Raw genomic sequence first — 25415 nt, forward strand, 5'->3', positions numbered from 1 at the left:
ACCCTCTTATTGTTCTGTCAGGGGGCGCACGCGCACGCCCTGTTCAAGCGGCGCCAGTTGCGCGGCGTCCTGGATACCGAAACCGATCTGCGTCACCGCCAGCGCGGCAATCGCCGTGGCCGTGCGCAGGGTTTGCTCTGGCGTATCGGTGCTGAGCAAACCGTGCAGCATGCCGGCCAGCAGCGAATCCCCGGCACCCACCGTGCTGGCGACGCTGACCTTCGGCGGCGTGGCATGCAGCGCCGCGCCGACACTGAACCAATTCACCCCGTCGGCCCCGTGGGACACCACCACATGCTCGATACCCTGAGCATGCAAGCGGGTGGCCGCCTCGGCTTCCGCGACCGGGGAAGTCACCGCGCAACCGAGCGCGTCGGCCAACTCTTCGGTGTTGGGCTTGATCAGCCACGGACCCGCCTTGAGCGCCTCGCGCAGCGCTTCACCGCTGGTATCCAGGGCGACTTTCAGACCCAGCGCTTTAAGGCGCTCGATCAACTCGCGCAACCATTTGGCACTGACCCCACGCGGCAGACTGCCGGCAACCACCACTGCATCATGCCCCGGCGCAATCTGCGTCAGACGCTCGAGCAACGCCTGTTGTGCCTGCGCGCTGACTACCGGTCCCGGGCCGTTGATGTCAGTGATGCGGCCGTCATGTTCGGCGACTTTGATGTTGGTGCGGGTCTCCCCCGGCACCCGGACAAAGGCGTCGACGAAACCACGTTTGGCGAACAGGGTTTCGAACGCTTGCAGGTTGTCTTCGCCGAGAAAACCGCTGACCGTCAGTTGATGGCCGAGGTCGGCCAGCACTTGCGCGACATTCACCCCCTTGCCGGCGGCATGGGTATGCATCTCGTCGCTGCGGTTGACCTGACCGAGTGAAAGCAGCGGCAGTTGCACCGTGAGGTCCAGCGCCGGGTTGAGGGTCAGGGTGAGAATCTTGGCCATTACAGGGCCTCCACTAATGCGCGCACTTCGTTGGCGCTGCCCACGGCCAGGGCGTGTCGGGCAAGGGTTTGAGCCTGGGTCAGACTGAGTTCGCGGATGCGTGCCTTGACCTCGGGAATGCTGCGTCCGGACACGCTCAACTCATCGACGCCGAGGCCGACCAGCACCGGCACCGCCAGCGGGTCCGCCGCCAGTTCGCCGCACACGCCGACCCATTTGCCATGGGCATGAGCGGCGCGCACGGTGATGTCGATAAGTTGCAGCACCGCCGGATGCAAGCCGTCAGCCTGGGCGGACAGCGTCGGGTGACCACGGTCGATGGCCAAGGTGTATTGGGTCAGGTCGTTGGTGCCGACGCTGAAGAAGTCCACTTCTTTGGCGAGTACCGGCGCCAGCAATGCGGCGGACGGCACTTCGATCATGATCCCCAGTTGCAGATCGGCGACCGGGATTTCCTGGCGCAGACGCTCGGTCATGTCCCGGGCCTGACGCCATTCTTCGACACTGCCGACCATCGGGAACATGATCCGCAACGGCCGGTTGTCCGCCGAACGCAACAACGCGCGCAACTGCGCTTCCATGATCTGCGGACGTTGCAGGGTCAGGCGAATGCCGCGCACGCCGAGGAACGGGTTTTCCTCCTTGGCGATCGGCCAGTACGGCAGCGGTTTGTCGCCGCCGACGTCCAGCGTGCGCACCACCAGCGGCCGCCCGGCGAGGCCGTCGAGAACACGGCGGTATTCGGCTTCCTGGGTGGCTTCGTCCGGCGCCTGCGGGTGGGCCATGAAAATCAGTTCGGTGCGCAGCAGACCGATGCCTTCGGCGCCCTGCTCCACCGCGCTGGTGACACCGGCGCTTTCGCCGATGTTGGCGAACACTTCCACGGCATGGCCGTCAGTGGTGTGCGCCGGTTGATGGCGCTGTTCGCCAGCAGCTTTGAGGCGTTGTTCGCGGGTGTCGCGCTCTTCGGTGGCGCGTTGCAGGGTCGCGGCGTCCGCGTCCACATGCAGGCGACCGCGCTGACCGTCGAGCAGCAACGGCGTGCCCGGCGCCAGCAGCAACACCGCCGCACCGGCACCGACCAGCGCCGGAATTCCCAGGGCACGAGCGACGATGGCGCTGTGAGCGGTGGCGCCGCCACGGGCGGTGAGAATCCCCGCAACTCGCGCCGGATCGAGCCGCGCGACATCCGACGGGCCAACCTCATCCATCACCAGAATGTACGGTTGCTCGGGTTCGCTCGGGGTCTGCACGCCACACAACTGCGCCAGCACCCGGCGACCGATGTCGCGCAAGTCCGCTGCCCGCTCGGCGAGCAATGCGTCCTGCAAGGACTCCTGCTGTCTGGCCGCCGCTTCGATCACCGCCATCCACGCCGCTTCAGCGCTTTCGCCCTGCTTGAGACGGGTGTCGACTTCGTCGGTGAGTTCCGGGTCGTCGAGCATTTCCTGATGGGTGATGAAGATTTCGCGGATCGCCTTCGCCTTGCTGCGCTCGATCAACCCCTGAATATCGCCGCGCACATCCGCCAGCGCTTGCTTGAGGCGCTCGCGTTCGATGGCGGCGGACTCACCGCGCAACGGATAATCGAAGGCTTGCTGCACCTGAACGTGCGCAGGACCGATGGCGATGCCCGGTGCGGCGGGAATCGCTTGCAGCACGCTGCCAGAAGCCGGAGCGATCAGCACTTCGGCAATCTCGGCGATCGGTTCGCGCGGCTGGCTCACGGCCGGCAGCGGCTCGACGTCTTCACCGAGGCCTTCTTCAATGGCCGCCAGCAAAGCCGGCAAGGCGTCGTCGGCGATGCTCGGCTCGGCGATCAGCTCCAGCACTTGACCGCGCCGGGCGCCGAGGCTGAGCAACTTGCTCAGGCTCTTCACCGACACCGCGCTGTCCGGGCCGTCAACGATGCGCAGACGAATCTCACCCTCGAAGCTCTTCGCCAGTTGCGCGAGAACTTTCGCCGGCCGTGCGTGCAGGCCATGCGCGTTAGCCAGGGCAATCCGCGCGCTCGGCCAATCGGCGGGCAGTTCGCCGCCGAGCACTTCGAGGACTTTGCGGCTGCTGGTGGCGCGGCCCAGTTCGTGGCCACGCCCTTCGATCAGCAACGCACACAGGCGTTCGAGCAAAGCCTGATGCGCCTCACCGAGGCTGGCGAGGCAGAACAGCCCGCTGAGCGGCTGGCCGAGGTAGCGCATTGGCTTGTCCGGGGTGACGAAGGCCAGGCCGGGACGCTTGACGGTCTGTTCGCTGTGCAGCCACCACAGGCCATCGCCCAGCGGCAGCGCTTCGACCTGCTGCAGGATTCCGGCGAAACCGTTGCTCACGCAATCGGCCTGACGCAACAGCCGCGCGCCACGCCAGACCAGTTCTTCGAAATCGTCGGCGGAGACGCCGAGGCCGATCATTTGCGCATCGAGGGCCAGTTCCTGCGGCGCTCCTTGCAGCAGCTTCAACAACGCTTCGGGAGAACTGGCGCGGCGCAGGGCCTGGCCCAGATCCGTCTCGCCGAGGGCGCGGGTCAGCAATTGCAGCAGGCGCAGGTGCTCGTCGGATTTGGCGGCGATACCGATTGCCAGGTAAACGATCTGACCGTCGCCCCAATCCACGCCGTCGGGGAACTGCATCAGGCGCACGCCGGTGGTGAACACCAGCTCGCGGGTTTCCGGTGTGCCGTGGGGGATGGCGATACCCTGGCCAAGAAAGGTCGAGCCCTGGGCCTCCCGGGCCTGCAACCCGGCGAGATAACCGTCGGCGACCAGGCCATCGGCCACCAGATGACTGGCCAGCAATTGCAGGGCGGCGGGTTTATCCACGGCCGACTGGCCCATGGATATCTGCTCTACAGTGAGCTCGAGCATGCGATCTCCTTTTTGGCGCGTGAGCACGCCAGGTATTGTTTTGAATGGTTGCAGCTTAGGCGCTGGCCTGCTTCCCTTTCAGGGGCAGTTTTGGCGGTTTCACGGCAGAACCGGCAAAAGGCCTCAGAAGTGCAGAAAATACGCTTGCTGAAACGTTTAATCTAGATTGTTCGGCACGTTACTCGATAATGTCTCATCCTTGAAGTCCAACTTGTCGGATGCGCTGCGACAATGGTCGCCTGCCCGAATCGGGTAGGATTGACGAAAATGTCGGGGCAAGCTCGAAAAACAAAGGAAATCCCGGGTTGAAACTCAGTGATATTGCGCGATTGGCCGGCGTGTCCGTGACCACCGCCAGCTACGTCATCAACGGCAAGGCCGAACAGCAACGCATCAGCAACGCCACCGTCGAGCGGGTGCGGGCGGTGGTCGATCTGCACGGCTTCACCCCCAATCCACAGGCCGCCGGCTTGCGCAGCCGCCACACCCGCACCCTGGGTTTTATCCTGCCGGATCTGGAAAACCCCAGTTACGCGCGGATCGCCAAGCTGCTGGAACAGGGTGCGCGGGCTCGCGGTTATCAATTGTTGATCGCCAGCTCCGACGATGCGCCGGACAGCGAGCGGCAATTGCTGCAACTGTTCCGCGCCCGGCGTTGCGATGCGTTGATCGTCGCCAGTTGCCTGCCGGCCAGTGACGACAGCTACCGCCAGTTGCAGGCCAAGGGTCTGCCGATCATCGCCATTGACCGGGTGATGGAGCCGGAGCATTTCTGCTCGGTGATCAGCGACGACCGCGAAGCCAGTCTGCACCTGACCGAAAGCCTGCTCGACCCACAGCCGAAACAGATCGTGCTGCTCGGCGCCCGCCCCGAACTGAGCATCAGCCAGGAGCGCGCCGCCGGCTTCAGACAGGCCCTCGCCGGGTTCAAGGGGCAGGTGTTGGTCGAGCACGCCGAATCGTTCAGCCGCGAATGCGGCCAACAACTGATGGAAGAACTCCTGCAGCGCCTCGGGCATTTGCCGGATGCGCTGGTGACCACGTCCTACGTGCTGTTGCAGGGGGTGTTCGACGCGCTGCATGACTTCCCGCTGAAGTCGCGACCGCTGCGCCTCGGCACCTTCGGCGATACCCAGTTGCTGGACTTCCTGCCGCTGCCGGTCAACGCCATGGCCCAGCAGCATCAACTGATCGCCGACAAGGCGCTGGAACTGGCGCTGGCGGCGGTCGAGCAATCGGATTATCAGCCGGGCGTGCAAGCCATCCCGCGTACCTTCAAGCAGCGTATTCACCGGAACTGAACCGTGGAGCTGATCGACAGCCACACCCACCTGGATTTTCCCGACTTCGACGCCGACCGCTCGGCGTTGCTGGCCGAGAGCCGTGCCCTCGGGGTGCGGCGGATGGTGGTGCTGGGTGTCTACGAAGGTAACTGGCAGCGGGTGTGGGAGCTGGTGCAGGCCGATGCCGACCTGTATGCAGCTTTCGGCCTGCATCCGGTCTATCTCGATCAGCATCGCCCGCAGGATGTGCAGCGCCTCGGCGAATGGCTGACCCGGCTGCGCGGTCATCGGCAACTCTGCGCGGTGGGCGAGATCGGCCTGGATTACTTTATCGAAACCCTCGACCGCGACCGCCAGCAGGCACTCTTCGACGCGCAACTGCAGCTGGCGGCGGACTTCGAGTTGCCGGCGCTGATCCACGTGCGCCGCAGCCATGCGGCGGTGATCGCCACGCTCAAACGCTTCAGGCTCAAGCGCGCGGGCATCATCCACGCCTTCGCCGGCAGCCGTGAAGAGGCGCGGGAGTACATCAGGCTCGGGTTCAAACTGGGGCTGGGCGGCGCACCGACCTGGCCCCAGGCATTGCGTATGCATCGGGTGCTGGCGGACTTGCCGCTGGCGTCCGTGGTGCTGGAAACCGACTCCCCGGACATGGCGCCCGCCATGTTTCCCGGCGAGCGCAACACCCCGGCGCATCTGCCGGCGATCTGCACCGCACTGGCCGAACGGATGAACATCAGCCCCGACCAATTGGCCGCCGCCAGCACGGCCAACAGTTGCGAAGTGTTCGGCTGGTAATCAGTCGCCGTGGGCGCGGGCAGCTTCGAGCAGCAGCGTCAGGTGCTGGCGTCGACGCACGTAGTCGATCATCGCAAAGAACAGGAACACCGCGATCAACGAGAAATTCAGCTGTTCCGTGACGCTGATCATCCCCACCCACTCCAGCACCAGTGCCACCAGCAGCGCGGTACATATCGTCACCACTGCGCTGGCGCGCAACATCGCCAACGAATCAAGCGACTTGAAGCGTTTGATCTGTTCGGGGCTGCGCAACTCCAGCGTCTTCTGACAGTTCGTGCAGGTGAAGGCTTCGTTGATCGCAATCGCATTGAGCTGCCAGGGCTTGAGCAGCAGCGTGGTCTGGCAATGGGCACAACGGCCCTGGACTCCCAGGGTTGCAGCGGACATGAGCGGTCTCCTCCTGGTGGTGTGTGACAGGGATCTTGATTGATTGAAGACGAAAATCCAGCGCTCACATGAAAACAAGATCCGACTGACATGCACAGCCCCAAAAAGCCTACAAATACTTCAGATAAAACTTGTGGTCCGTGTTTCTTCAAACACGGAAGGCGCTGATCAGTTGTTTGAGCTCGACCACCTGCGCCGAGAGCGCACGACTGGCGTCTTCGGTCTGGTGCGCGCCCTGGGCCGTGCGCTCACCGGCGCGATTGATCTCGACGATGTTCTGGTCGATGTCATGGGCCACGGCGGTCTGCTGCTCCACCGCAGCGGCAATCTGTTGGTTCTGGTCGACGATCATGCCTACGGCGCCGAGGATGTTTTCCAGGGCCTGCTGGACTTTTTCCGACTGCCCGACGGTGCCATTGGCCATCTGATGGCTGACACCCATGGCCTTCACCGCCGCACCGACTCCGCCATGCAGCCGGTCGATCATCTGCTCGATCTCTTCGGTCGATTGCTGGGTACGCTTGGCCAGGGTACGCACTTCGTCCGCCACCACCGCAAACCCTCGCCCCTGCTCACCGGCCCGGGCGGCTTCGATGGCCGCGTTGAGCGCCAGCAGGTTGGTCTGCTCGGCGATGCTCTTGATGACCTCCAGCACGCGGCTGATCGACTGGCTGTCGCTGGCCAACTGGTTGATCACCAGCACCGACTGGTCGATCTCGCCGGCCAGTGCCGCGATGCTGCCCTGCTGCGACTCCACCAGTCCGCGCCCACTGATGGTTTCGTCATTCACGCTGTGGGCGCTGCTGACCGCCGCCGCCGCGCTGCGAGCCACCTCCAGTGAAGTCGCCGACATCTGGTTCATCGCCGTCGCCACTTGTTCGATCTGGCTGCGCTGCCCGGCCACGGCCTGATTGCTTTGCGCCGAGACGCTTTCCACTTGCCCGGCCTGACGTTCGACTTCGCCGACGGTATGGCCGACGCGCTCGATCAGGTCGTGGATCTTGCGCACGGTGCCGTTGAACACCTCGCCCAATTCGCCCAGTTCATCGCGGCTGCTGGCTTTGAAATTGACCGTCATGTCCCCCGCCGCCACTTTGTCCATCATCGCGCCGAGGCGTTTGAGGGTGGTGCGGGTCGAGGCGTAGAAACCGCCGTAGAGATAGAAAATCAGCACGAACACCACCGACAGCGCCGAAGCCTGCAAGACCATGTGCGTGCGGTTTTGCGTCAGGCGCTGTTGCAACTGGCTGTCGAGGAATTTCAGGGTCGCTTCGTTGAGCTGGTAGGTCTGCGCCATCAGTGCAGTGACCTGGTCGTAGAAGCCCTGCCACGGAGCGTCGAGGGTGTCGGCCATCACCACTTGCTCCTCGAACAGCTCGCTGGCCTGCTTCAACGAAGCCTTGCTGGCGTCCGCCGGAGCGCTGAGGGATTCACGGGCGGACTTGCTCGAACCGAGGGCGTCCTGAAGTTTCAGGCCGTACTCGGCCTGGAGTTTTTCGATCTGTACCAGCAACTCATCGAAACGGGTGCTGGAGGCACTGTTGAGAAAACCCTGGCCCAGGGAATACGAGCCCATGGCCCGGCCCTCGCCGATAAGCTGGGTCACCGCCGGGGTGACGTTGGTGACCAGCTCGCTGAGTTGGCGGATGTCGCCCTGGTTGTCGCGGCTCAGACCGGCCTGGCTGGCGACGATCTGGCTGAAAATCTGCGCGCTGCCCAGCAGCTTGGCGATCAGCGCACTTTTGCTTTGCAGGGAGTTTTCCGCTTGCTGGGCCTTGAACGCGGCGATCATCTCGTCGCGCTTGCCGTCGAACACCTTGATCTGCTCCGGGTCCTCGGTCATCGCCGCCAGCCCTTGCAGCCGCGTCAATACACTTTGTTCAAGGGTGGTGATGTTCGCTTCGACATTGCCGGCCTTGCCGGACTGGCCGAGGGTGACGTTGATCTGCACCAGATTGTTCAGGGTTTCCAGATCCCGGCGCAGGGTCAGGCTGCTGCCCAGCAGGTCGAGGCTTTGCAGTTCAACGCGGGTGCCCTGGAATTCGCGGTAGGAATCGCGAACCAGATAGAAGTTGGTCACCAGCATCGGCACCAGGAACAGCACGCTGATCAGGCTGAACTTCATGCCGAAGCTCAAGCGGTTCATCAGCGAGACGGCGGGATAGAGCAAGCTCTTCACTGGAAGTCTCCCTTGGTTTTTCTTGTTTTTTTATTGGCAGGCGCGGGGCGACAGCAGATAGCCACTATCGGGCGCCATCTCTGTATAGCTCAAATCGAAGGGAGGTTTTGTAACTTAAGGTTAACGGCCGGGGGCGGGGCGATGACTGGAGCCGGCCGTGACGAGGGAGTTGCTCCCCCGCCACCATGAATGGCACTTCGAACTCAGTGAACCAGCACCGTCCACAAGGCAAACCCGGCATACCACAGCACCGCCGCGCGCAGCAGCAGCTCCCACAGGCAATCGAGGGTGTAGATGCCATCCGGCCCGACCACCGGAGGCGGGATCTCCCCCGCCGCCAGCCCGACCTTGTTGATCAGTTGCCCGGCGCTGATGTTCCAGTTCAGCAACTCGTGCAGCATCACCCGGCTGACCGCGACGAAGTTGCCGACCAGCGCGAGACTTGCCGCCAGCAAGCGCACCGGCACCCAGTCGAAGGCGTGGCGCAGTTGCCCGGCCCGTTCGACCACCGCCGGGTTGCGCGCATGTTCCTCGGCCAGCGCGAGCAGGCGATAACTGAGCGCCGCGACCGGGCCGAGCAGGAAGTACCAGAAAATCACCGCGAAGAAGCTTTGGTACGCCTGCCACAACAGATGCGCTTGCACCCGCTCCAGCAGTTGCTCGCCGCTGTCGGCGCAGATGTCCAGATCGCGCTTGGCGACATGCGCGGCGGCTTGCAGGTCTTCCCGGCGCCAGGCATCGCGGAACGGCCCGAGGCCACCCAGCAGATCGCCGCGTCCCAGGCTGTAAATCACCACCAGCAGATGCACCGGCAACGCCAGCAAGCCGTAGGCCACCGGTTCCAGCACCAGCAGCAACAATCCGAGCAAAGCCACCGGCAGCAACACCAGAATCACCAGCACCAGCCACGGCTGCTGTTTCAGGCGCTGGCTGTTTTCAAGCTTGTGCAGTTCGCGGATCCATCCGCCATCGCGTTGAACCCGATGACGCAGGGCCGAGAACTTCTCGATCCACAGCGCCAGCAGTAACACCAGAAAACTCATTGTCCTTCCTCTTGTGCCAGGGCCGCGCGGTAGCGTGCCCAGTCAAATGCAGGTCCCGGATCGGTCTTGCGCCCGGGTGCAATGTCGCTGTGTCCGCAGATGCGCTGACCGGTGATCGCCGGAAACCTCGCCTGCAACTGGCGGGTCAGCGCGGTCAACGCCAGATACTGCGCATCAGTGAACGGCAGATCATCGGTGCCTTCAAGTTCGATGCCCACGGAAAAATCGTTACAGGTTTCCCGCCCCTCGAAACTCGAAACGCCGGCGTGCCACGCCCGCTCAAGACAGGAGACAAACTGGGTGACCTTGCCGTCACGTTCGATCAGAAAGTGCGCCGACACGCGCAGGTCGGCGATCCCTGCAAAGTAGGGATGCTCCGTGACATCCAGACGATTCTGGAAAAATTCCTGCACCTTGCCGGTGGCGAATTGCGCGGGTGGCAGGCTGATGTTGTGGATCACCAGCAGGGAGACTTCGCCCGCCGGGCGTTCATTGAAGTTGGGCGACGGGCAGACCTGCACCCCCTGACACCACCCGCTAGCGGGATCCAACTGCATACCGATTCCTTCAACGCCGACTGTGTTGGCGCCCAGTATGCCGTGATCGGCCCCCGGCGCGCGATCACTTGCCGCGATTGAGCCGCCGCAGATTGCCCAGCACCGACTCCAGAGCCCGGTCGAACAGCAAGGTGTCGTCCAGCGCCCGCGCCGCGCCGCGACGGAACGCCTGGGCCAGGCCAATGCGGCTGTGCTCCAGCACTTTCATCCCGGTGCGATCGACGAACACGTATTTGCCGGTGGCTTCGATGATCGCCGCCAGTTTGCAGCGCAGGGTATGTTCCTCGTCTTCCTCGAACGCCACCCAACTGCCCAGACGTAGCTGATCGACCTGACGCAGACTGGCGTCGTCCTCGGGCAGGCGCGCCGCCGACAGCGTCTGCGCGCCCTCGTCGGCAATCGGCAAGACGATCCGCTGCGACACCTCGACCAGATGATCCGCCTCTTGCGAAGGCTCCAGCACCCGCACATGCAGGGCTTCCAGTTCACCGAAAAATTCGCTGGTGGCAAACGGATCGAACGCCGAACTGCTCAAGCCGTTACGCAGGGACTTCAGCAGCCCCGGCACCAGATTCAGCAGCCGCAGGGCGAATTCGGGATCGTCCTGGCGCTGCACGCTCCAGATCAGTTGCTCCATGGTCTGGACGTCAGCCTGCCACTCGGCGCATTGGTCGCCGTGCTTGAGGCAGGTCAACAACAGCACTTTGCTCCAGGCATCCCGGACAAAAGCCACCACCGACGGCGGCAGGACTTTGCCCAACAGCGCCTGATTCAGCGCCCGCTCGACACGGCGCCGGGCCAGTTCGGTTTTCGCCCGCCCCTCTTCCGCGTCGCGCAGACGTTGCTCGAGCAATTCGCTGCGCCGACGCTCGTCGCCGGTGAAGGCCAGGAAGTCCGCCAGCAGTTCGGAAAATATCGCCGGATCGTCGACGAAATCGTTGAGCAGACGCTGCACCACTTGTTCGATGCGCAGGTACAGACTGTCTCGCGCATCACCGTCGCAATCGCCCCAGCCCATGGCGGCGTCGGCGATTTCATTGAGCAGGCGCCGCGCCGGGTGGCTGCTGCGACTGAAGAAACTCTTGTCCAGCACCGCGACTTTCAGCATCGGAATCTGCAACCGGGCGATCAACGCTTTGAGCGAATCCGGCAGGTTGCGGTCGTCGAGGATGCATTCGAAGACCATGGCGATCAGGTTGATCACGTCCTCGTCCGCACCGCCGACGAAGCGCGATTTACCGCTTTTCACGCTGACGCGGGTCAGCAGTTGTTCGAGCTGATTGCGCAGGTCGAAATCATCCTGCGCAGCGGTCAGGGCCGGCACGTATTGCTGCAAGTGCGAGAGCAGGCGCAGCAGGTCGCGGGTGGAAATCGGCTGGGCGACGACGCTGGGCTCCAGGGTCGGCGCGACACTGCCGCGCACATGCAGGAGCAACTCCTGCAAGGCCGCGAACACTTCCTGAACACTGTCGTCCGCCGGCAAATGATCGCTTTCGCGCGCTTCACTGCGCACGCTGGCGGCGGCCTGGTCGGTGGCCCGCCGCGCCGGTGCCGGTTTCAGTTCGGGCAACACGCCGGTGGCGCTCAGCAGTTGATTGGCTTCGGCATAGAGTTGATCGGTGCTGGCCAGCACATAACGCTCGAACAGCTTGAGCAAGATCAGCTTGACCTTGATCTCCACCCCCAGGTTGCGCCCGGCCTGCAGGAAGTATTCGCAGAGCATCGCCGGCCCCAGCGGGTTGTGCAGGTCGTCGCGGCTTTCGCCAAGCAGCGCATTGAACCGTGCGGTCAATTGACCGAGGGCGAAGCCGTCGCGGTTCAGCACCCGGCCGACCATGGTTTCGATCGCGACGCTGCGCTCCATGTCGTCGGTGCGCGGCGCCTCCTCTTCGTACACGAGGGCGTGGGGCAAGGTGCTTTGCGCGGGATCGTATTGAGTGAGGCCGACGAACGCCTCGAAGAACAGTTCGAGAAAGCCGCGCTCGATATGTTTGCGCTTGAGGCGCAGGTCGCGCATGGCTTCGAAAAAGATGTTCTGTTCGACGTCGTTGCGCGCGCGATCAGCCATCTCGAACAACGTGTCGTCGGCGTTATCGAACAGATCCTGCAAGCCCTGACGCAACTGCTGGGCAGCCTTGTCGCGAACCTGAAGCAGAATCACAGGCAGGCGGGCGAGCGGCGAGTGGGTCGCCTGATCGGTAGCAGCCTTGTGCAAAGGCACTACTTTCCCGTCGTTGTGCATCCTGCCTCCTGAAGCGGTGATTCTTTCGGTCAGTTTCAACTCACCCCTTGTGAAAGCGGGCTTTGCAAATCGAGAACTCGAGAGATACGTCAAAGACATGACGTCAAATGCAAGGCGGATTATCTTGCAAAAGATATCCCCGGCGCCATAGGCGTCAGGGTTTCCCCTATACGTAAACTCCCGTTAATGACCACGGTCGAACGGCGTTTGCTCAAAGAAAATCGACCAGATGCAGTCAAGCTCGCGAGTTCTCGCCTTGGGTTGGCCGATGCCATGCCCCTATAATCGGGCCACTTAGTTTGTGGAGCCCGTTATGCCGAATCTACGTCTCGCCGACTTGACCGCCGAAATCGAAGCCAACGTGCGCCGTGCGTTGCTCGAAGACATCGGCAGCGGCGACATCACCGCGCAACTGATCCCGGCCGAACGCCTGGCCAAAGCCACCATCATCACCCGCGACCACGCCGTCATCAGTGGCACGGCCTGGGTCGATGCGGTGTTCCGTCAGCTCGATCCGCGCGTGGCCGTGCATTGGCAGGTACGCGACGGCGAGCGGGTCACGCCCAACCAGCCACTGTTTCACCTGGAAGGTCCGGCCCGTTCGCTGCTCACCGGTGAACGCAGCGCGCTGAACTTCCTGCAATTGCTGTCCGGCGTGGCGACCCGCGCGCAGTACCTGGCTGATTTCGTCGCCGAAACCCAAGTCAAACTGCTCGACACCCGCAAGACCCTGCCGGGGTTGCGTCTGGCGCAGAAGTACGCCGTGACCTGCGGCGGTTGCCACAACCACCGCATCGGCCTGTATGACGCCTTCCTGATCAAGGAAAACCATATCGCCGCCAGCGGTGGCATCGCCCAGGCGATTACCGCCGCGCACCGGATTGCCCCGGGTAAACCGGTGGAGATCGAAGTGGAAAACCTCGATGAGTTGAAGGAGGCCCTGGAGGCCGGCGCCGACATCATCATGCTCGACGAATTGAGCCTGGACGACATGCGCGAAGCCGTGCGCCTGAACGGCGGCCGGGCGAAACTGGAGGCCAGCGGCGGCATCAACGAAAGCACGCTGCTGCCGATCGCACAGACCGGGGTGGACTACATTTCGATCGGCGCGATGACCAAAGATGTGAAAGCGGTGGATCTGTCGATGCGCCTGAGCCTCTGAATCCGGCAGGCAATAAAAAACGCCAGCCCGGTCGGGGCTGGCGTTTTTGTTTCAGACCACCAGATTGTTCATCTCGCAGTAAGAATCCCAGTCGACGCCGAGCACCTCGGCGGCTTCCTTGTGTAGTTCCAGGCGCTTGGCCTCGAACTCCTCTGGCGTACTGGTGTACTTGAACGTCAGCTCCCACGGCTGCAGACCCTGGGCTTCGGCTTCGTCTTCGAAGGCCCACTGGATCTGGTCCTGCTGATCATCGGGACTCAAGTCCTTGATCTCGTCCATCAACTCCGTGGCGTCGAGCTTGTACTTCTCCAGCGCCTGTTCGTGTCTTTGCTCTTGGGTCAATTCTTTCACGGTCATGTCGTTCTCGCAGATCATGGGAATGGAAGATGGATCTGGATCTTCAAGGATCTCTCTGACGCGGTTAGTCCGGCCTTCAGAACCATTCGGGATCATCTGAAAACTGCTGGGCGATGCTCATGCAGGCCTCGAATATAGGTGGTTTGGATGACGAATGACACGGGACTTTACATCTCTCGCACAAAAAGCTGACCACGGGAACATAAATCCGGATTGTGAGTCATAGCGATGTGCCATATCGGCACTCCCTTCGCTGTTCACAAGGAACCCCAGTGATGCGCAGCCTTTCGAAGATTTCTTCTGTTGTGTCCACTACCGCAATGACCGCCCTGCTCGGCGTGCTGGCCCTGCCGGGAAGCGCCATGGCACTCGAGCTCAGCAACAGCAGCCCATCCTACGGAGACAAGATTCCCGCCCTCCACGATGACTATGGCAACAAGGTGATCATCAGGACCAATATCGGCGTCGATGACCTGGAAAAGATGCGTGCCACCGTCAATGAGCATTCTCAGCAGCTCGAAGACCTCAAGCGCGGCAGCAGTTCCAGCTCAAGCTCCAGCAGCCGGGAAATCGACGAGTTGAAGAACAAGGTCAAGGAACAGGATCGCGAACTCGATACGCTCGGGCGTCAGGTCGAAGACCTCAAGCGCAACAGCGGATCAAGCTCCAGCTCCAACAGCAGCGAGATTTCCAGTCTGAAGCAGAAGATCAACGATCAGGATCGGGCGATGGATCAACTCAAACGCACGGTCGAGGACCTGAGTCGCAAGGTGAAGTAAGGGAGTGGGCACCCATACATGAACCACATTTGGCCTTCACACCGTTCAGTAAATATTGAGCGGCGTGAAGCCAGCGAACTGACCAATGTACTTTTCGGAACAGACTGGTCCTCGATCTGAGGACCAGTAGACCCGCTAGAACTTCGCCGAAACTATTTCATCAGTTCACATGCTGGAACGACGGTGCGAGCGTGGCGCCATCTTTCGAAGTAACTTTTTTCTTTGATCTGAGCAGGCGTTGAGCAGGTTTCTCGATCATAAAATAACTGGCCGATGCCAAGAATAGCAGCGCAGAGAAATACATGAGCGGTGTGACCTGAAAATCTTTTGAGAACGAATAGGCGAACACCTTCAGTAGAATCTGGTGAATCATGTAAATTGAGAAGCTGATTTCGCCGAGATAAACAAGAACTCGATTACCCAGAACTGACCCAACAACTCCACGACCAGAGGCTGAGACCCCAATAAGTATTGCAAACACCCAGCATGAGCCCATGGTATTTACCATAAGTCTCAGAGACTCTAACTCCACATAGCCAACCGCATGTGCGGCGCCATAGTAAATCCACCATGCGGTAAACAATACCGCAACTATCTCGATGGCACTCCAGAAAAAATATGATGCCTCGTAGTTTCGAATATACCTATCCCACACCACCCAAAGCGACATACCCAGCACAAACTCAACTCCACGAAACAGAGGATTAGAGTAAGCCGCATAAAACATATCTATCCCAATGTCCTGCCCTGCTTGTGTCTTGGAAAAGGCGGTCATTGAGAAGACAAAAAGCAGTCGAAACCAGAGCTGCGACCAAGAGTTTTATGGCCCAGTTCTTTTTTATCCCTATTACCAAAAATGGAAACGCGAGATAGAAAAATACTTCGGTAGAAATACTCCACGACACGGAGTTCCACGAAAACATGACCTTTTGAAAGGGGAATATCGACTGCATCAGCGTCAGGTTCAGCCCTAACTGAACTGACTTGTCAAAAAAACCCTCCCCATTGAAGGTAATGGCATCTGGACGCACGAACGTTACTAGAAAACATAATGCGAATACGTGAACTGGCCAAAGCCTGGCAAGGCGATCACGGATAAACCCGAAATATCCTGATTGTTTTTTTGATGTATAGACGTGCGTCAGAATAAAACCGGATAAAACAAAGAAAAAACTTACTCCATGAGTTAAGAATGATGGCACTCCTGAGAACCACGGGTAAAACATGACTGAGTGCCAAATGACAATCATGAATGCTGCGAAGAATCTGAGACTCGTCAACGGCTTAAGGTTTTCAATGGGTTTACTGTTGGCAGATAGCATCTGTTTTCTCTTTTTTATCCGGCTCCGAAGAACCTCATCACTGAGTGCGCGTCCAGCACACACACTTCCATGCGAAAAACGAGCGAATAATATCCGCTTGTCTCATTTATCGGTAGCAAAAAGAAAACCTTTTACTGAATGATTAAGCTACTGAATCCCGCCGATTCAATGAGTAAACGATGCTATCTGCGAGAAATGGGAAAAGCCCCGAAGGGAAAAAGGCCGCTCAATGCGGCCTAATCTGCTGGGTGGGGAGACTCACCGAACGCCGGTGAAAGTAGATCTGGTGCCCGAGACAGGAATCGAACCTGCGACCTTCGCGTTACGAGTGCGCTGCTCTACCGGCTGAGCTACACGGGCGGTGGGCTAAACCTAGCACCGGTCTTGAAGTCCGGCAACTACGCAGGATGTCTCGATATTTCGCAGGCAAAAAAATGCCCCGCCGTTTTCACGGCGGGGCATTTTCATTGCGCTGAAGCGTCGGGGTGATTAAACGCCCGAAGCCTTGGCCGCTGCCACGTCTTTGATGGACAGCTTGATACGGCCGCGGTTGTCCACGTCCAGTACCAGCACTTCCACTTCCTGGCCTTCTTTCAGGATGTCGGTCACTTTCTCTACGCGAGCGTCGCTCAGCATCGAGATGTGAACCAGACCGTCCTTGCCCGGCAGGATGTTGACGAATGCGCCGAAGTCGACGATGCGCTCAACCTTGCCGACGTAGATCTTGCCGATCTCGGCTTCGGCAGTGATGCCCAGAACGCGCTGACGTGCAGCTTCAGCCGCTTCCTTGGTTTCGCCGAAGATCTTGATCGAGCCGTCGTCTTCGATGTCGATCGAAGCCTTGGTTTCTTCGCAGATCGCACGGATGGTCGCGCCACCTTTACCGATAACGTCACGGATCTTGTCGGTGTCGATCTTCATCGCGATCATGGTCGGAGCGTTGGCCGACAGCTCGGTACGCGACTGGCCAATGATCTGGTTCATCTGGCCGAGGATGTTCAGGCGCGCTTCCAGGGCTTGGCCCAGAGCGATTTCCATGATTTCTTCGGTGATGCCCTTGATCTTGATGTCCATCTGCAGCGCGGTCACACCTTTGGCGGTACCGGCTACTTTGAAGTCCATGTCGCCCAGGTGGTCTTCGTCACCCAGGATGTCGGTCAGGACAGCGAACTTCTCGCCTTCTTTAACCAGACCCATGGCGATACCGGCAACCGGTGCCTTCATCGGCACACCAGCGTCCATCAGCGCCAGGGAAGCGCCGCAAACGGAAGCCATCGAGCTCGAACCGTTGGACTCGGTGATTTCCGAAACCACGCGGATGGTGTACGGGAACACGTCAGCGGCTGGCAGCATGGCCGAAACCGAACGGCGGGCCAGACGGCCGTGACCGATTTCGCGACGACCGGCGCCACCCATGCGACCACACTCGCCCACCGAGAACGGAGGGAAGTTGTAGTGCAGCATGAACGGGTCTTTTTTCTCGCCTTCCAGGGTGTCCAGCAGTTGTGCGTCACGGGCAGTACCCAGCGTCGCGACGACCAGAGCCTGGGTTTCGCCACGGGTGAACAGTGCCGAACCGTGGGTCTTCGGCAGAACGCCGACTTCGATGTTCAGCGGACGTACGGTGCGAGTGTCGCGGCCGTCGATACGTGGCTTGCCGTTTACGATGTTTTCGCGAACGGTGCGGTATTCGATTTCGCCGAAAGCGGCTTTGACTTCGCTGGACGAAGGCTGACCTTCTTCACCGGACAGCTTGGCAACGACCTGGTCACGCAGCTCGCCCAGACGCGCGTAGCGGTCGGCCTTGATAGTGATGGTGTAGGCCTGGGAGATTGCGTCGCCGAACTCGGCACGGATCGCACCCAGCAGTTCGGTGGCTTCTGGAGCCGGAGCCCAGGTCCAGGTTGGCTTGGCAGCTTCAGCGGCCAGTTCTTTAACGGCGTTGATCACCACCTGGAACTCGTCGTGAGCAAACAGTACCGCGCCCAGCATCTGGTCTTCGGTCAGCTCTTTGGCTTCCGATTCAACCATCAGCACGGCGTCCGAAGTACCGGCAACGACCATGTCCAGGCTCGAGGCAGCCTGCTGCTCGTAAGTCGGGTTCAGCAGGTAGCCGGTGCTTTCGTGGAAAGCAACGCGGGCGGCGCCGATCGGGCCGTCGAACGGGATGCCCGAGATAGCCAGGGCAGCCGAAGTACCGATCATCGCAGCGATGTCCGGATCGGTCTTCTTGCTGGTGGAAACGACGGTGCAGACAACCTGCACTTCGTTCATGAAGCCTTCAGGGAACAGTGGACGGATCGGACGGTCGATCAGTCGGGAAGTCAGGGTTTCTTTCTCGGAAGGACGGCCTTCGCGCTTGAAGAAACCGCCAGGGATCTTACCGGCAGCGTAAGTCTTTTCCTGGTAGTGAACGGACAGAGGGAAAAAGCCTTTGCCTGGATCGGCTTGCTTGGCACCGACGACGGTCACCAATACGCTGACGTCGTCGTCAACGGTGACCAGCACTGCGCCGGAGGCCTGACGGGCGATACGGCCAGTCTCGAGGGTAACGGTCGACTGACCGAACTGGAATTTCTTGATTACCGGGTTCACGGTGTCCTACCTTCTTTGTGGCTCTTGGGGGAACTGGTTTCTTGCGAAATTCTTGGGCAATGTCGGGAATCGGCCCGATGCGGATTGTCCGGGGTGTTCGAGTAAATCAGGTGTCGCAGATAAAACTAGAGGCTGGGAGCCTGCCGGACGCCGGCGGAAAACCGCTGACGTCTGACAGACCACCAACCTCATAGCGCAATCGCTGATTAGCGACGCAGACCCAGGCGGCCGATCAGAGCGCTGTAACGGCTCAGATCTTTGCCTTTCAGGTAGTCCAGCAGCTTACGGCGCTGGTTAACCATGCGGATCAGACCACGACGGGAGTGGTGATCTTTACCGTTGGCCTTGAAGTGACCTTGCAGTTTGTTGATGTTGGCGGTCAGCAGTGCAACTTGCACTTCTGGCGAACCAGTGTCACCAACAGCTTGCTGGTAGTCAGCAACGATTTGAGCTTTTTCTTGAACGTCGAGAGCCATGAGGCAATCCTTTTATCAGGAAACTGTTTCAAAAACAGTTTCAACAGGCCAGGGACAAATCCCTGTATCTATAAATGAGAAGTGACCGTGCCTGTTGACAGCCACCCTCGCCAGCCTGCTGTTACACAGACCGGTTTCGGTCATTCCGACCGAATCAGTCGACGCGGCGCGATGCGCCCGTCTTCGCTCACTTCACCGATACCGATGAAGCGACCATTGTGATCCTGTACCCGCACCATGCCGAACTTCGGAGCATCCGGGGCACGTACCGGCTGGCCGTTGAGCCAGTAGAACGCGCTCGCTTCCGAGAAGTGCAGCAGTGGCCAATCCTGCAGGCCGCTGTCCGATGGCATCAGGAAGCGGTCGACCGCTTCGTTGCCGCCTTCGGCATGTGCCGCTTCCAGCTCTTCGAGCGTGACGGTCTGCGCCAGGGTGAAAGGCCCGGCCTGGGTACGGCGCAATTCAGCGACGTACGCACCACAACCGAGTTGCTCACCGATATCCTCCACCAGGGTGCGGATATAGGTGCCTTTGCTGCAATCCACCGCAAGTCGCGCAGTATCGCCTTCGAAGGCCAGTAATTCCAAGCGCGCAATAGTAACAGAACGCGCTTCACGCTCCACTACTTCGCCTGCACGAGCCAGCTTGTACAGCGGCTGGCCATCACGCTTGAGCGCCGAGTACATCGGCGGTATCTGGCTGATTTGCCCACGAAATTTCGGCAATGCCGCTTCGACATCGGCGCGACCAACGGTCACCGGGCGCTCCTGCAAAACCTCGCCCTCGGCGTCCGCCGTGGTAGTGGTTTTGCCCAGTTGCGCCAGGGTTTCATAACCCTTGTCGGAATCGAGCAGGTACTGCGAGAACTTGGTCGCCTCGCCGAAGCACAGCGGCAGCACGCCGGTGGCCAGCGGATCAAGGCTGCCGGTATGACCGGCCTTCTCGGCATTGAGCAGCCAGCGAACCTTCTGCAACGCGGCGTTGGAGGTGAACCCCAGCGGCTTGTCGAGCAGGATGATACCGCTGACGTTACGACGGATACGTTTGACCTGAGCCACCGAGTTACTCCTTGGTGTCTTCAGGTTCGGCCGCATCCACGTGCTGGCTGTCTTCAGCCACGGCACGCTCGATCAACGCCGACAAGTGCGCACCACGGGCGACGCTTTCGTCGTAGTGGAAGTGCAGCTGAGGCACACTGCGCAGCTTCATTTCACGACCCAGTTGCATGCGCAGGAAACCGGCGGCAGCGTTGAGCACCTTGATGCTTTGTGCGATGTCGGCGGTGCCTTCCTGCCCCATCACGGTGATGAAAATCTTCGCGTGACCCACGTCACGGCTGACATCCACAGCGGTAATGGTGACCAGGCCGACACGCGGGTCTTTGACTTCACGACGGATCAGCTGGGCCAGCTCACGCTGCATCTGATCGCCGATACGTTGGGTACGGCTGTATTCTTTTGCCATGATTTTGTTACCTGTTACTGCCCTGCGGTGAAACCCGCAAGGTCTGAAAGCGGCAAACGCCCGGCCTGACAAATGCCAGACCGGGCGTTGCGTTTAGAGTCCGCGTGATGGACTGCGCAGCTCACTGCGCCAGGCCATCACGGCTCTTGAAGTGCGCGAGTCAGAGGCTGCGAGCAACCTGAACCTTCTCGAAGACTTCGATCTTGTCGCCGACCTTGACGTCGTTGTAGCTCTTCACGCCGATACCGCATTCCATGCCGGCACGTACTTCGGAAGCGTCATCCTTGAAGCGGCGCAGGGATTCCAGCTCGCCTTCGAAGATAACGATGTCTTCACGCAGTACACGGATCGGACGGTTACGGTGAACGACACCTTCGATCACCATGCAACCGGCGATCGCGCCGAACTTCGGCGAACGGAACACGTCACGCACTTCGGCCACACCCAGGATGTTCTCGCGAACATCGCTGCCGAGCATGCCGGTCAGGGCTTTCTTGACGTCTTCGATGATGTCGTAGATCACGTTGTAGTAACGCATATCCAGACCTTCCTGCTCGACGATCTTCCGTGCGCCAGCATCGGCACGCACGTTGAAGCCGAACAGTACAGCGTTGGAAGCCAGTGCCAGGTTGGCGTCGGATTCGGTGATACCACCGACACCGCCACCGACCACGCGCACTTGCACTTCGTCGTTGCCCAGGCCGTTCAGAGCGCCCTGCAAGGCTTCCAGCGAACCACGGACGTCGGACTTGAGGACGATGTTGAGCGTCTTCTTCTCTTCCTGGCCCATGCTTTCGAAGATGTTTTCCAGCTTGCCGGCGTGAGCGCGAGCCAGTTTGACTTCGCGGAACTTGCCTTGACGGAACAGAGCCACTTCACGGGCTTTCTTCTCGTCGGCAACCACACTCATCTCGTCGCCAGCGTCCGGCGTACCGTCCAGGCCGAGGATCTCGACCGGAATGGCCGGACCTGCTTCCTTGATCGGCTTGCCGTTCTCGTCGAGCATGGCACGTACACGGCCATAGTTCGAGCCGACCAGCACCATGTCGCCCTGGCGCAGGGTACCGTCTTGAACCAATACGGTTGCAACCGGACCACGACCCTTGTCCAGGCGGGACTCAACCACTACACCACGGCCAGGAGCCGAAGGAGTCGCGGTCAGTTCCAGTACTTCGGCTTGCAGCAGAACGGCTTCGAGCAGTTCGTCAACGCCAGTACCCATCTTCGCGGAAACCGGTACGAATGGGGTGTCGCCGCCCCACTCTTCGGAGGTCACACCGTGAACCGACAGTTCGCTACGGATGCGATCGAGGTCGGCACCCGGCTTGTCGATCTTGTTCACCGCAACCACCAGCGGAACGCCAGCAGCCTGGGCGTGCTGAACGGCTTCGATGGTTTGTGGCATCACGCCGTCGTCCGCCGCAACCACCAGGATCACGATGTCGGTCGCCTTGGCACCACGGGCACGCATTGCGGTAAACGCGGCGTGACCCGGGGTGTCGAGGAAGGTGACCATGCCGCGTTCGGTTTCAACGTGGTACGCACCGATGTGCTGGGTGATACCGCCGGCTTCGCCCGCAGCAACCTTGGCACGACGGATGTAGTCGAGCAGCGAGGTCTTACCGTGGTCAACGTGGCCCATTACGGTCACGACCGGCGCACGAGGAACCGCTTCACCTTCGAACTTCAGGGACTCGGCCAGGGAATCTTCCAGGGCGGTGTCACTGATCAGGGTCACTTTGTGGCCCAGTTCTTCAGCAACCAGTTGGGCAGTTTCCTGATCCAGTACCTGGTTGATGGTGGCTGGAGTGCCCAGCTTGAACATGAACTTGATGATTTCGGCAGCCTTGACCGACATCTGCTGGGCGAGATCGCCAACAGTGATGGTTTCGCCGATTTTCACTTCACGCACGACAGGGCCGGTCGGGCTCTGGAAACCGTGGGCATTGCGTTTCTTCAGCTTGGACTTGCCGCGACCACCACGACGGAAGCCATCGCTTTCTTCGTCGGTAGTACGTGGCGCCGCACGTGGAGTCGGCGCTTTTTCCTTGACCGAGGCGCGATGCGGAGCATTTTTGCGCTCGCCATCACCACCACCGCGACGGCTGTTTTCATCAGCACGTGGCTTGTCCGGACGGCGTTGCTCGTCACGCTTGCGAGTGTCGGCAGCTGGCGCGGCAGCCTCGACCGGCGCAGCTTCGCGCACAGGTTCGGCCACAGCAGCAGGAGCAGGAGCAGCGGCAACCGGCTCGGCGGCAGCGACTGGCGCAGCAACAGGCTGGCGACGCGCTTCTTCTTCGGCGCGATGCTTGGCTTCTTCTTCAGCCTTCTGGCGGGCAGCATTTTCTACTGCACGACGCTCGTCCAGTTCACGCTTGCGCTCGGCTTCGATTTCTTCCGGGCTGCGCTGTACGAAAACTTTCTTCTTGCGAACTTCAACGCTGATGCTTTTGCTGCCAGCCACACGCAGGGTGCTGGTGGTTTTACGCTGCAGCGTGATCTTGCGTGGTTCTTCCACTTTCGCCTTGTGGCTGCTTTTCAAGTGAGTCAGCAGGGATTGCTTTTCACTGTCAGTCACATTTTCTTCGGCGGCGGTGTGCGGCAGACCTGCCTCACGCATCTGCTGCAACAGGCGCTCTACCGGTGTTTTGACCTCATCGGCCAGTTGTTTCACCGTGACTTGCGTCATGCACTTCTCTCCTCAGGCCGCGCCTAATTACTCGAACCAGTGGGCTCGGGCGGCCATGATCAACTTGCCGGCACGATCATCGTCAATGCCGTCGATGTCGAGCAGGTCGTCAATAGACTGCTCGGCCAGGTCTTCGCGGGTAATTACGCCGCGCACCGCCAGTTCCATCGCCAAATCCTTGTCCATACCCTCAAGCGAGAGCAGGTCTTCGGCCGGATGGGCGTCTGCCAGCTTTTCCTCAGTAGCGATGGCTTTGGTCAACAAGCGATCCTTGGCACGAGCACGAAGCTCGTTGACGATGTCTTCGTCAAAGCCGTCGATGTTGAGCATTTCTTCCAACGGTACGTAGGCAATCTCTTCCAGGCTGGTGAAGCCTTCATCTACCAGCACCTGCGCCAGTTCTTCGTCGACTTCCAGCTCGTCGATGAAATTGCGCAGGATGTCGCCGGTTTCAGCTTGCTGCTTGGCCTGGATGTCCGATTCAGTCATCACGTTCAGGGTCCAGCCAGTCAGCTGGCTCGCCAGACGCACGTTCTGACCACCACGACCGATGGCCTGAGCCAGATTGTCTGCGCCGACGGCGATGTCCATGGCATGGGCATCTTCATCAACGATGATGGCCGCCACTTCTGCCGGCGACATGGCATTGATCACGAACTGTGCCGGGTTGTCGTCCCACAGGACGATGTCGACACGCTCGCCACCCAACTCGCCCGACACGGCCTGGACGCGCGAACCGCGCATACCGATGCACGCGCCCTGCGGGTCGATGCGTTTGTCCTTGGAGCGGACGGCGATCTTGGCACGCGAACCCGGATCACGGGATGCGGCCATGACTTCGATCAGGCCTTCGGCGATTTCCGGCACTTCGATGCGGAACAGCTCGATCAGCATTTCCGGCGCGGTACGCGACAGGATCAACTGCGGACCACGGTTCTCGGTGCGGATTTCCTTGAGCAGCGCACGCAGACGCACGCCAACACGGAAGGTTTCGCGGGAGATGATGTCTTCACGGGCCAGCAACGCTTCGGCGTTGTTGCCCAGGTCGACGATCACGTTGTCGCGGGTTACCTTTTTCACGGTGCCGGAGATGATTTCCCCCAGGCGCTCGCGATAAGCGTCAACCACTTGGGCGCGCTCGGCTTCGCGCACTTTCTGCACGATGACCTGCTTGGCGGTCTGCGCAGCGATGCGGCCGAACTCGATGGATTCGATCTTCTCTTCGACGACGTCGCCAACCTTGGCACCAGGATGCGTTTCGGCAACCTTGCTCGGCCAGGTTTCGATCGCTGGATCGTCGAGATCATTCTCTTCGACGACTGTCCAGCGACGGAAGGTTTCATAGGAACCGGTGTGGCGGTTGATTTCCACACGCAGGTCAACTTCGTCCTCGAAACGCTTTTTGGTAGCAGTGGCCAGAGCCAGCTCCAGCGCTTCAAAAATCACGCCTGCCGGTACACCCTTTTCATTGGATACCGACTCAACAACCAGCAGTACTTCTTTGCTCATCGTACGCCTCGCCTTTCGCAAGCCATTGGATCCGCGGGATCCGCGTCTCAGTCAAAACTGGGAATAATGTTGGCCTTGTCGATCATATCGATCGGCAACAGGAACTCATGGTCATCTACCTGCACCACGACATCCTGCTCTTCTACACCACGCAGAAGGCCCTGAAAGTTGCGTCGACCTTCGAAAGGCGAGCGCAGCTTGATCTTCACTTGTTCACCGGCATGCGAAGCAAACTGTTCCAAGGTGAACAGTGGGCGATCCATGCCAGGAGAGGACACCTCAAGGGTGTATTCAGAACTGATCGGGTCTTCGACATCGAGAACCGCGCTGGCCTGATGGCTGACCGCAGTGCAGTCTTCGATCAGGATGCCGCCCTCTTTATCGATATAGATTCGCAGAACCGAATGTTTGCCTTGAGAGATGAATTCGATCCCCCAGCATTGATAGCCAAGAGCCTCGACTACCGGGGCCAACAAGGCCTGCAGCTGTTCTAGCTTGCTCGACACCTGAACCCCCTCGTGCATGCTTTGCAAATAAAAAATGGGCAAAAAGCCCACGTGAGATCGCCATTGAAAATCGGCGTCATAAAGTATTCAGCTAACAAAAAGCCCCTGAAAAGGGGCTCCTTAAACTGGTTGCGGGGGCCGGATTTGAACCGACGACCTTCGGGTTATGAGCCCGACGAGCTACCAGACTGCTCCACCCCGCGACAAAGCTGGGGCGGAAGTATACGACCGATCCCTTAGAGGGTCAATGTAACC

General features: G+C 60.3%; 21 protein-coding genes, 2 tRNA genes and 1 pseudogene. 4 read left to right on the plus strand and 20 right to left on the minus strand.

The annotated features are described in order from the left end of the window. Nucleotides 1–6: 6 nt before the first annotated feature. The gene (gene pfkB / locus KVQ74_RS10600; protein ID WP_217831021.1) at nt 7–948 is read right to left on the minus strand and encodes a 1-phosphofructokinase; all 942 of its coding nucleotides are present in this window, start codon (nt 946–948) and stop codon (nt 7–9) included. After that, complete coding sequence (gene ptsP / locus KVQ74_RS10605) at nt 948–3809, minus strand: phosphoenolpyruvate--protein phosphotransferase (RefSeq protein ID WP_217831022.1); 2862 nt, start codon at nt 3807–3809, stop codon at nt 948–950. Before ptsP ends, pfkB begins: the two co-directional genes overlap by 1 nt. A gap of 305 nt (nt 3810–4114) precedes the next feature. Between ptsP and cra the strand changes: the two genes are divergently transcribed. After that, a complete protein-coding gene (gene cra, locus KVQ74_RS10610; RefSeq protein ID WP_217831023.1) occupies nt 4115–5110 on the plus strand; it encodes a catabolite repressor/activator in 996 nt (331 codons plus the stop codon). Between the two features lie 3 nt (nt 5111–5113). After that, complete coding sequence (locus KVQ74_RS10615) at nt 5114–5890, plus strand: TatD family hydrolase (RefSeq protein ID WP_217831024.1); 777 nt, start codon at nt 5114–5116, stop codon at nt 5888–5890. On the opposite strand, the gene KVQ74_RS10620 is transcribed toward KVQ74_RS10615, so the two are convergent. The 6 genes and pseudogenes from KVQ74_RS10620 to KVQ74_RS10640 form a co-directional block, all read right to left on the minus strand. Next, nucleotides 5891–6280: a hypothetical protein gene (locus KVQ74_RS10620; protein WP_217831025.1), complete on the minus strand. Its 390-nt coding sequence runs from the start codon at nt 6278–6280 to the stop codon at nt 5891–5893. It abuts the gene before it with no gap. A gap of 148 nt (nt 6281–6428) precedes the next feature. Continuing rightward, entirely contained in the window at nt 6429–7358 is a 930-nt protein-coding gene (locus KVQ74_RS29510; RefSeq protein ID WP_404822668.1) for a methyl-accepting chemotaxis protein, read from the minus strand. Beyond that, a pseudogene (locus KVQ74_RS29515) lies at nt 7335–8426 on the minus strand (methyl-accepting chemotaxis protein); the annotation flags it as partial. The gene KVQ74_RS29510 and the pseudogene KVQ74_RS29515, both read right to left, overlap by 24 nt. 236 nt (nt 8427–8662) lie before the next feature. After that, nucleotides 8663–9502, minus strand: coding sequence for a regulatory signaling modulator protein AmpE (gene ampE / locus KVQ74_RS10630; RefSeq protein ID WP_217831027.1), 840 nt, complete (start codon nt 9500–9502; stop codon nt 8663–8665). Further along, the gene (gene ampD / locus KVQ74_RS10635; protein WP_217831028.1) at nt 9499–10059 is read right to left on the minus strand and encodes a 1,6-anhydro-N-acetylmuramyl-L-alanine amidase AmpD; all 561 of its coding nucleotides are present in this window, start codon (nt 10057–10059) and stop codon (nt 9499–9501) included. Before ampD ends, ampE begins: the two co-directional genes overlap by 4 nt. A 64-nt stretch (nt 10060–10123) precedes the next feature. After that, nucleotides 10124–12301: a DUF1631 domain-containing protein gene (locus KVQ74_RS10640; protein ID WP_217831029.1), complete on the minus strand. Its 2178-nt coding sequence runs from the start codon at nt 12299–12301 to the stop codon at nt 10124–10126. Nucleotides 12302–12614: 313 nt separating this feature from the next. On the opposite strand from KVQ74_RS10640, the gene nadC reads away from it, so the two are divergent. Next, on the plus strand, nt 12615–13463 hold the full coding sequence (gene nadC, locus KVQ74_RS10645) for a carboxylating nicotinate-nucleotide diphosphorylase (protein ID WP_217831030.1): 849 nt from the start codon (nt 12615–12617) through the stop codon (nt 13461–13463). Between the two features lie 51 nt (nt 13464–13514). Here the strand turns inward: nadC and KVQ74_RS10650 are convergent, their stop codons facing one another. Continuing rightward, on the minus strand, nt 13515–13820 hold the full coding sequence (locus KVQ74_RS10650; protein WP_217831031.1) for a DUF6388 family protein: 306 nt from the start codon (nt 13818–13820) through the stop codon (nt 13515–13517). Nucleotides 13821–14095: 275 nt separating this feature from the next. Between KVQ74_RS10650 and KVQ74_RS10655 the strand changes: the two genes are divergently transcribed. Continuing rightward, a complete protein-coding gene (locus tag KVQ74_RS10655; RefSeq protein WP_217831032.1) occupies nt 14096–14599 on the plus strand; it encodes a hypothetical protein in 504 nt (167 codons plus the stop codon). Between the two features lie 160 nt (nt 14600–14759). On the opposite strand, the gene KVQ74_RS10660 is transcribed toward KVQ74_RS10655, so the two are convergent. The 11 genes from KVQ74_RS10660 to KVQ74_RS10710 all read right to left on the minus strand — a co-directional run bounded on the left by KVQ74_RS10660 (nt 14760) and on the right by KVQ74_RS10710 (nt 25363). Continuing rightward, entirely contained in the window at nt 14760–15374 is a 615-nt protein-coding gene (locus KVQ74_RS10660) for an acyltransferase family protein (RefSeq protein WP_217831033.1), read from the minus strand. Next, nucleotides 15304–15921 (minus strand): acyltransferase family protein, encoded by a 618-nt coding sequence (locus KVQ74_RS29520; protein ID WP_217831034.1) that lies wholly within the window; start codon nt 15919–15921, stop codon nt 15304–15306. Before KVQ74_RS29520 ends, KVQ74_RS10660 begins: the two co-directional genes overlap by 71 nt. A 284-nt stretch (nt 15922–16205) precedes the next feature. Next, nucleotides 16206–16281: transfer RNA gene (locus KVQ74_RS10670), tRNA-Thr, on the minus strand. Nucleotides 16282–16410: 129 nt separating this feature from the next. After that, nucleotides 16411–18516 (minus strand): polyribonucleotide nucleotidyltransferase, encoded by a 2106-nt coding sequence (gene pnp / locus KVQ74_RS10675; RefSeq protein ID WP_217831035.1) that lies wholly within the window; start codon nt 18514–18516, stop codon nt 16411–16413. 206 nt (nt 18517–18722) lie between these two features. Next, complete coding sequence (gene rpsO, locus KVQ74_RS10680) at nt 18723–18992, minus strand: 30S ribosomal protein S15 (protein WP_003221553.1); 270 nt, start codon at nt 18990–18992, stop codon at nt 18723–18725. 140 nt (nt 18993–19132) lie between these two features. Then, a complete protein-coding gene (gene truB / locus KVQ74_RS10685; protein WP_217831036.1) occupies nt 19133–20050 on the minus strand; it encodes a tRNA pseudouridine(55) synthase TruB in 918 nt (305 codons plus the stop codon). A gap of 4 nt (nt 20051–20054) precedes the next feature. Then, complete coding sequence (gene rbfA, locus KVQ74_RS10690) at nt 20055–20456, minus strand: 30S ribosome-binding factor RbfA (RefSeq protein WP_217831037.1); 402 nt, start codon at nt 20454–20456, stop codon at nt 20055–20057. 160 nt (nt 20457–20616) lie between these two features. Further along, nucleotides 20617–23145: a translation initiation factor IF-2 gene (gene infB / locus KVQ74_RS10695; protein WP_217831038.1), complete on the minus strand. Its 2529-nt coding sequence runs from the start codon at nt 23143–23145 to the stop codon at nt 20617–20619. A 27-nt stretch (nt 23146–23172) separates the two neighbouring features. After that, nucleotides 23173–24654: a transcription termination factor NusA gene (gene nusA, locus KVQ74_RS10700; protein WP_217831039.1), complete on the minus strand. Its 1482-nt coding sequence runs from the start codon at nt 24652–24654 to the stop codon at nt 23173–23175. Nucleotides 24655–24701: 47 nt separating this feature from the next. Then, complete coding sequence (gene rimP / locus KVQ74_RS10705) at nt 24702–25160, minus strand: ribosome maturation factor RimP (protein ID WP_217831119.1); 459 nt, start codon at nt 25158–25160, stop codon at nt 24702–24704. 126 nt (nt 25161–25286) lie between these two features. Beyond that, nucleotides 25287–25363 (minus strand) — tRNA-Met (locus tag KVQ74_RS10710). Nucleotides 25364–25415: the final 52 nt, after the last annotated feature.

The organism is Pseudomonas botevensis, from assembly GCF_019145475.1.
GTDB lineage: Bacteria > Pseudomonadota > Gammaproteobacteria > Pseudomonadales > Pseudomonadaceae > Aquipseudomonas > Aquipseudomonas botevensis.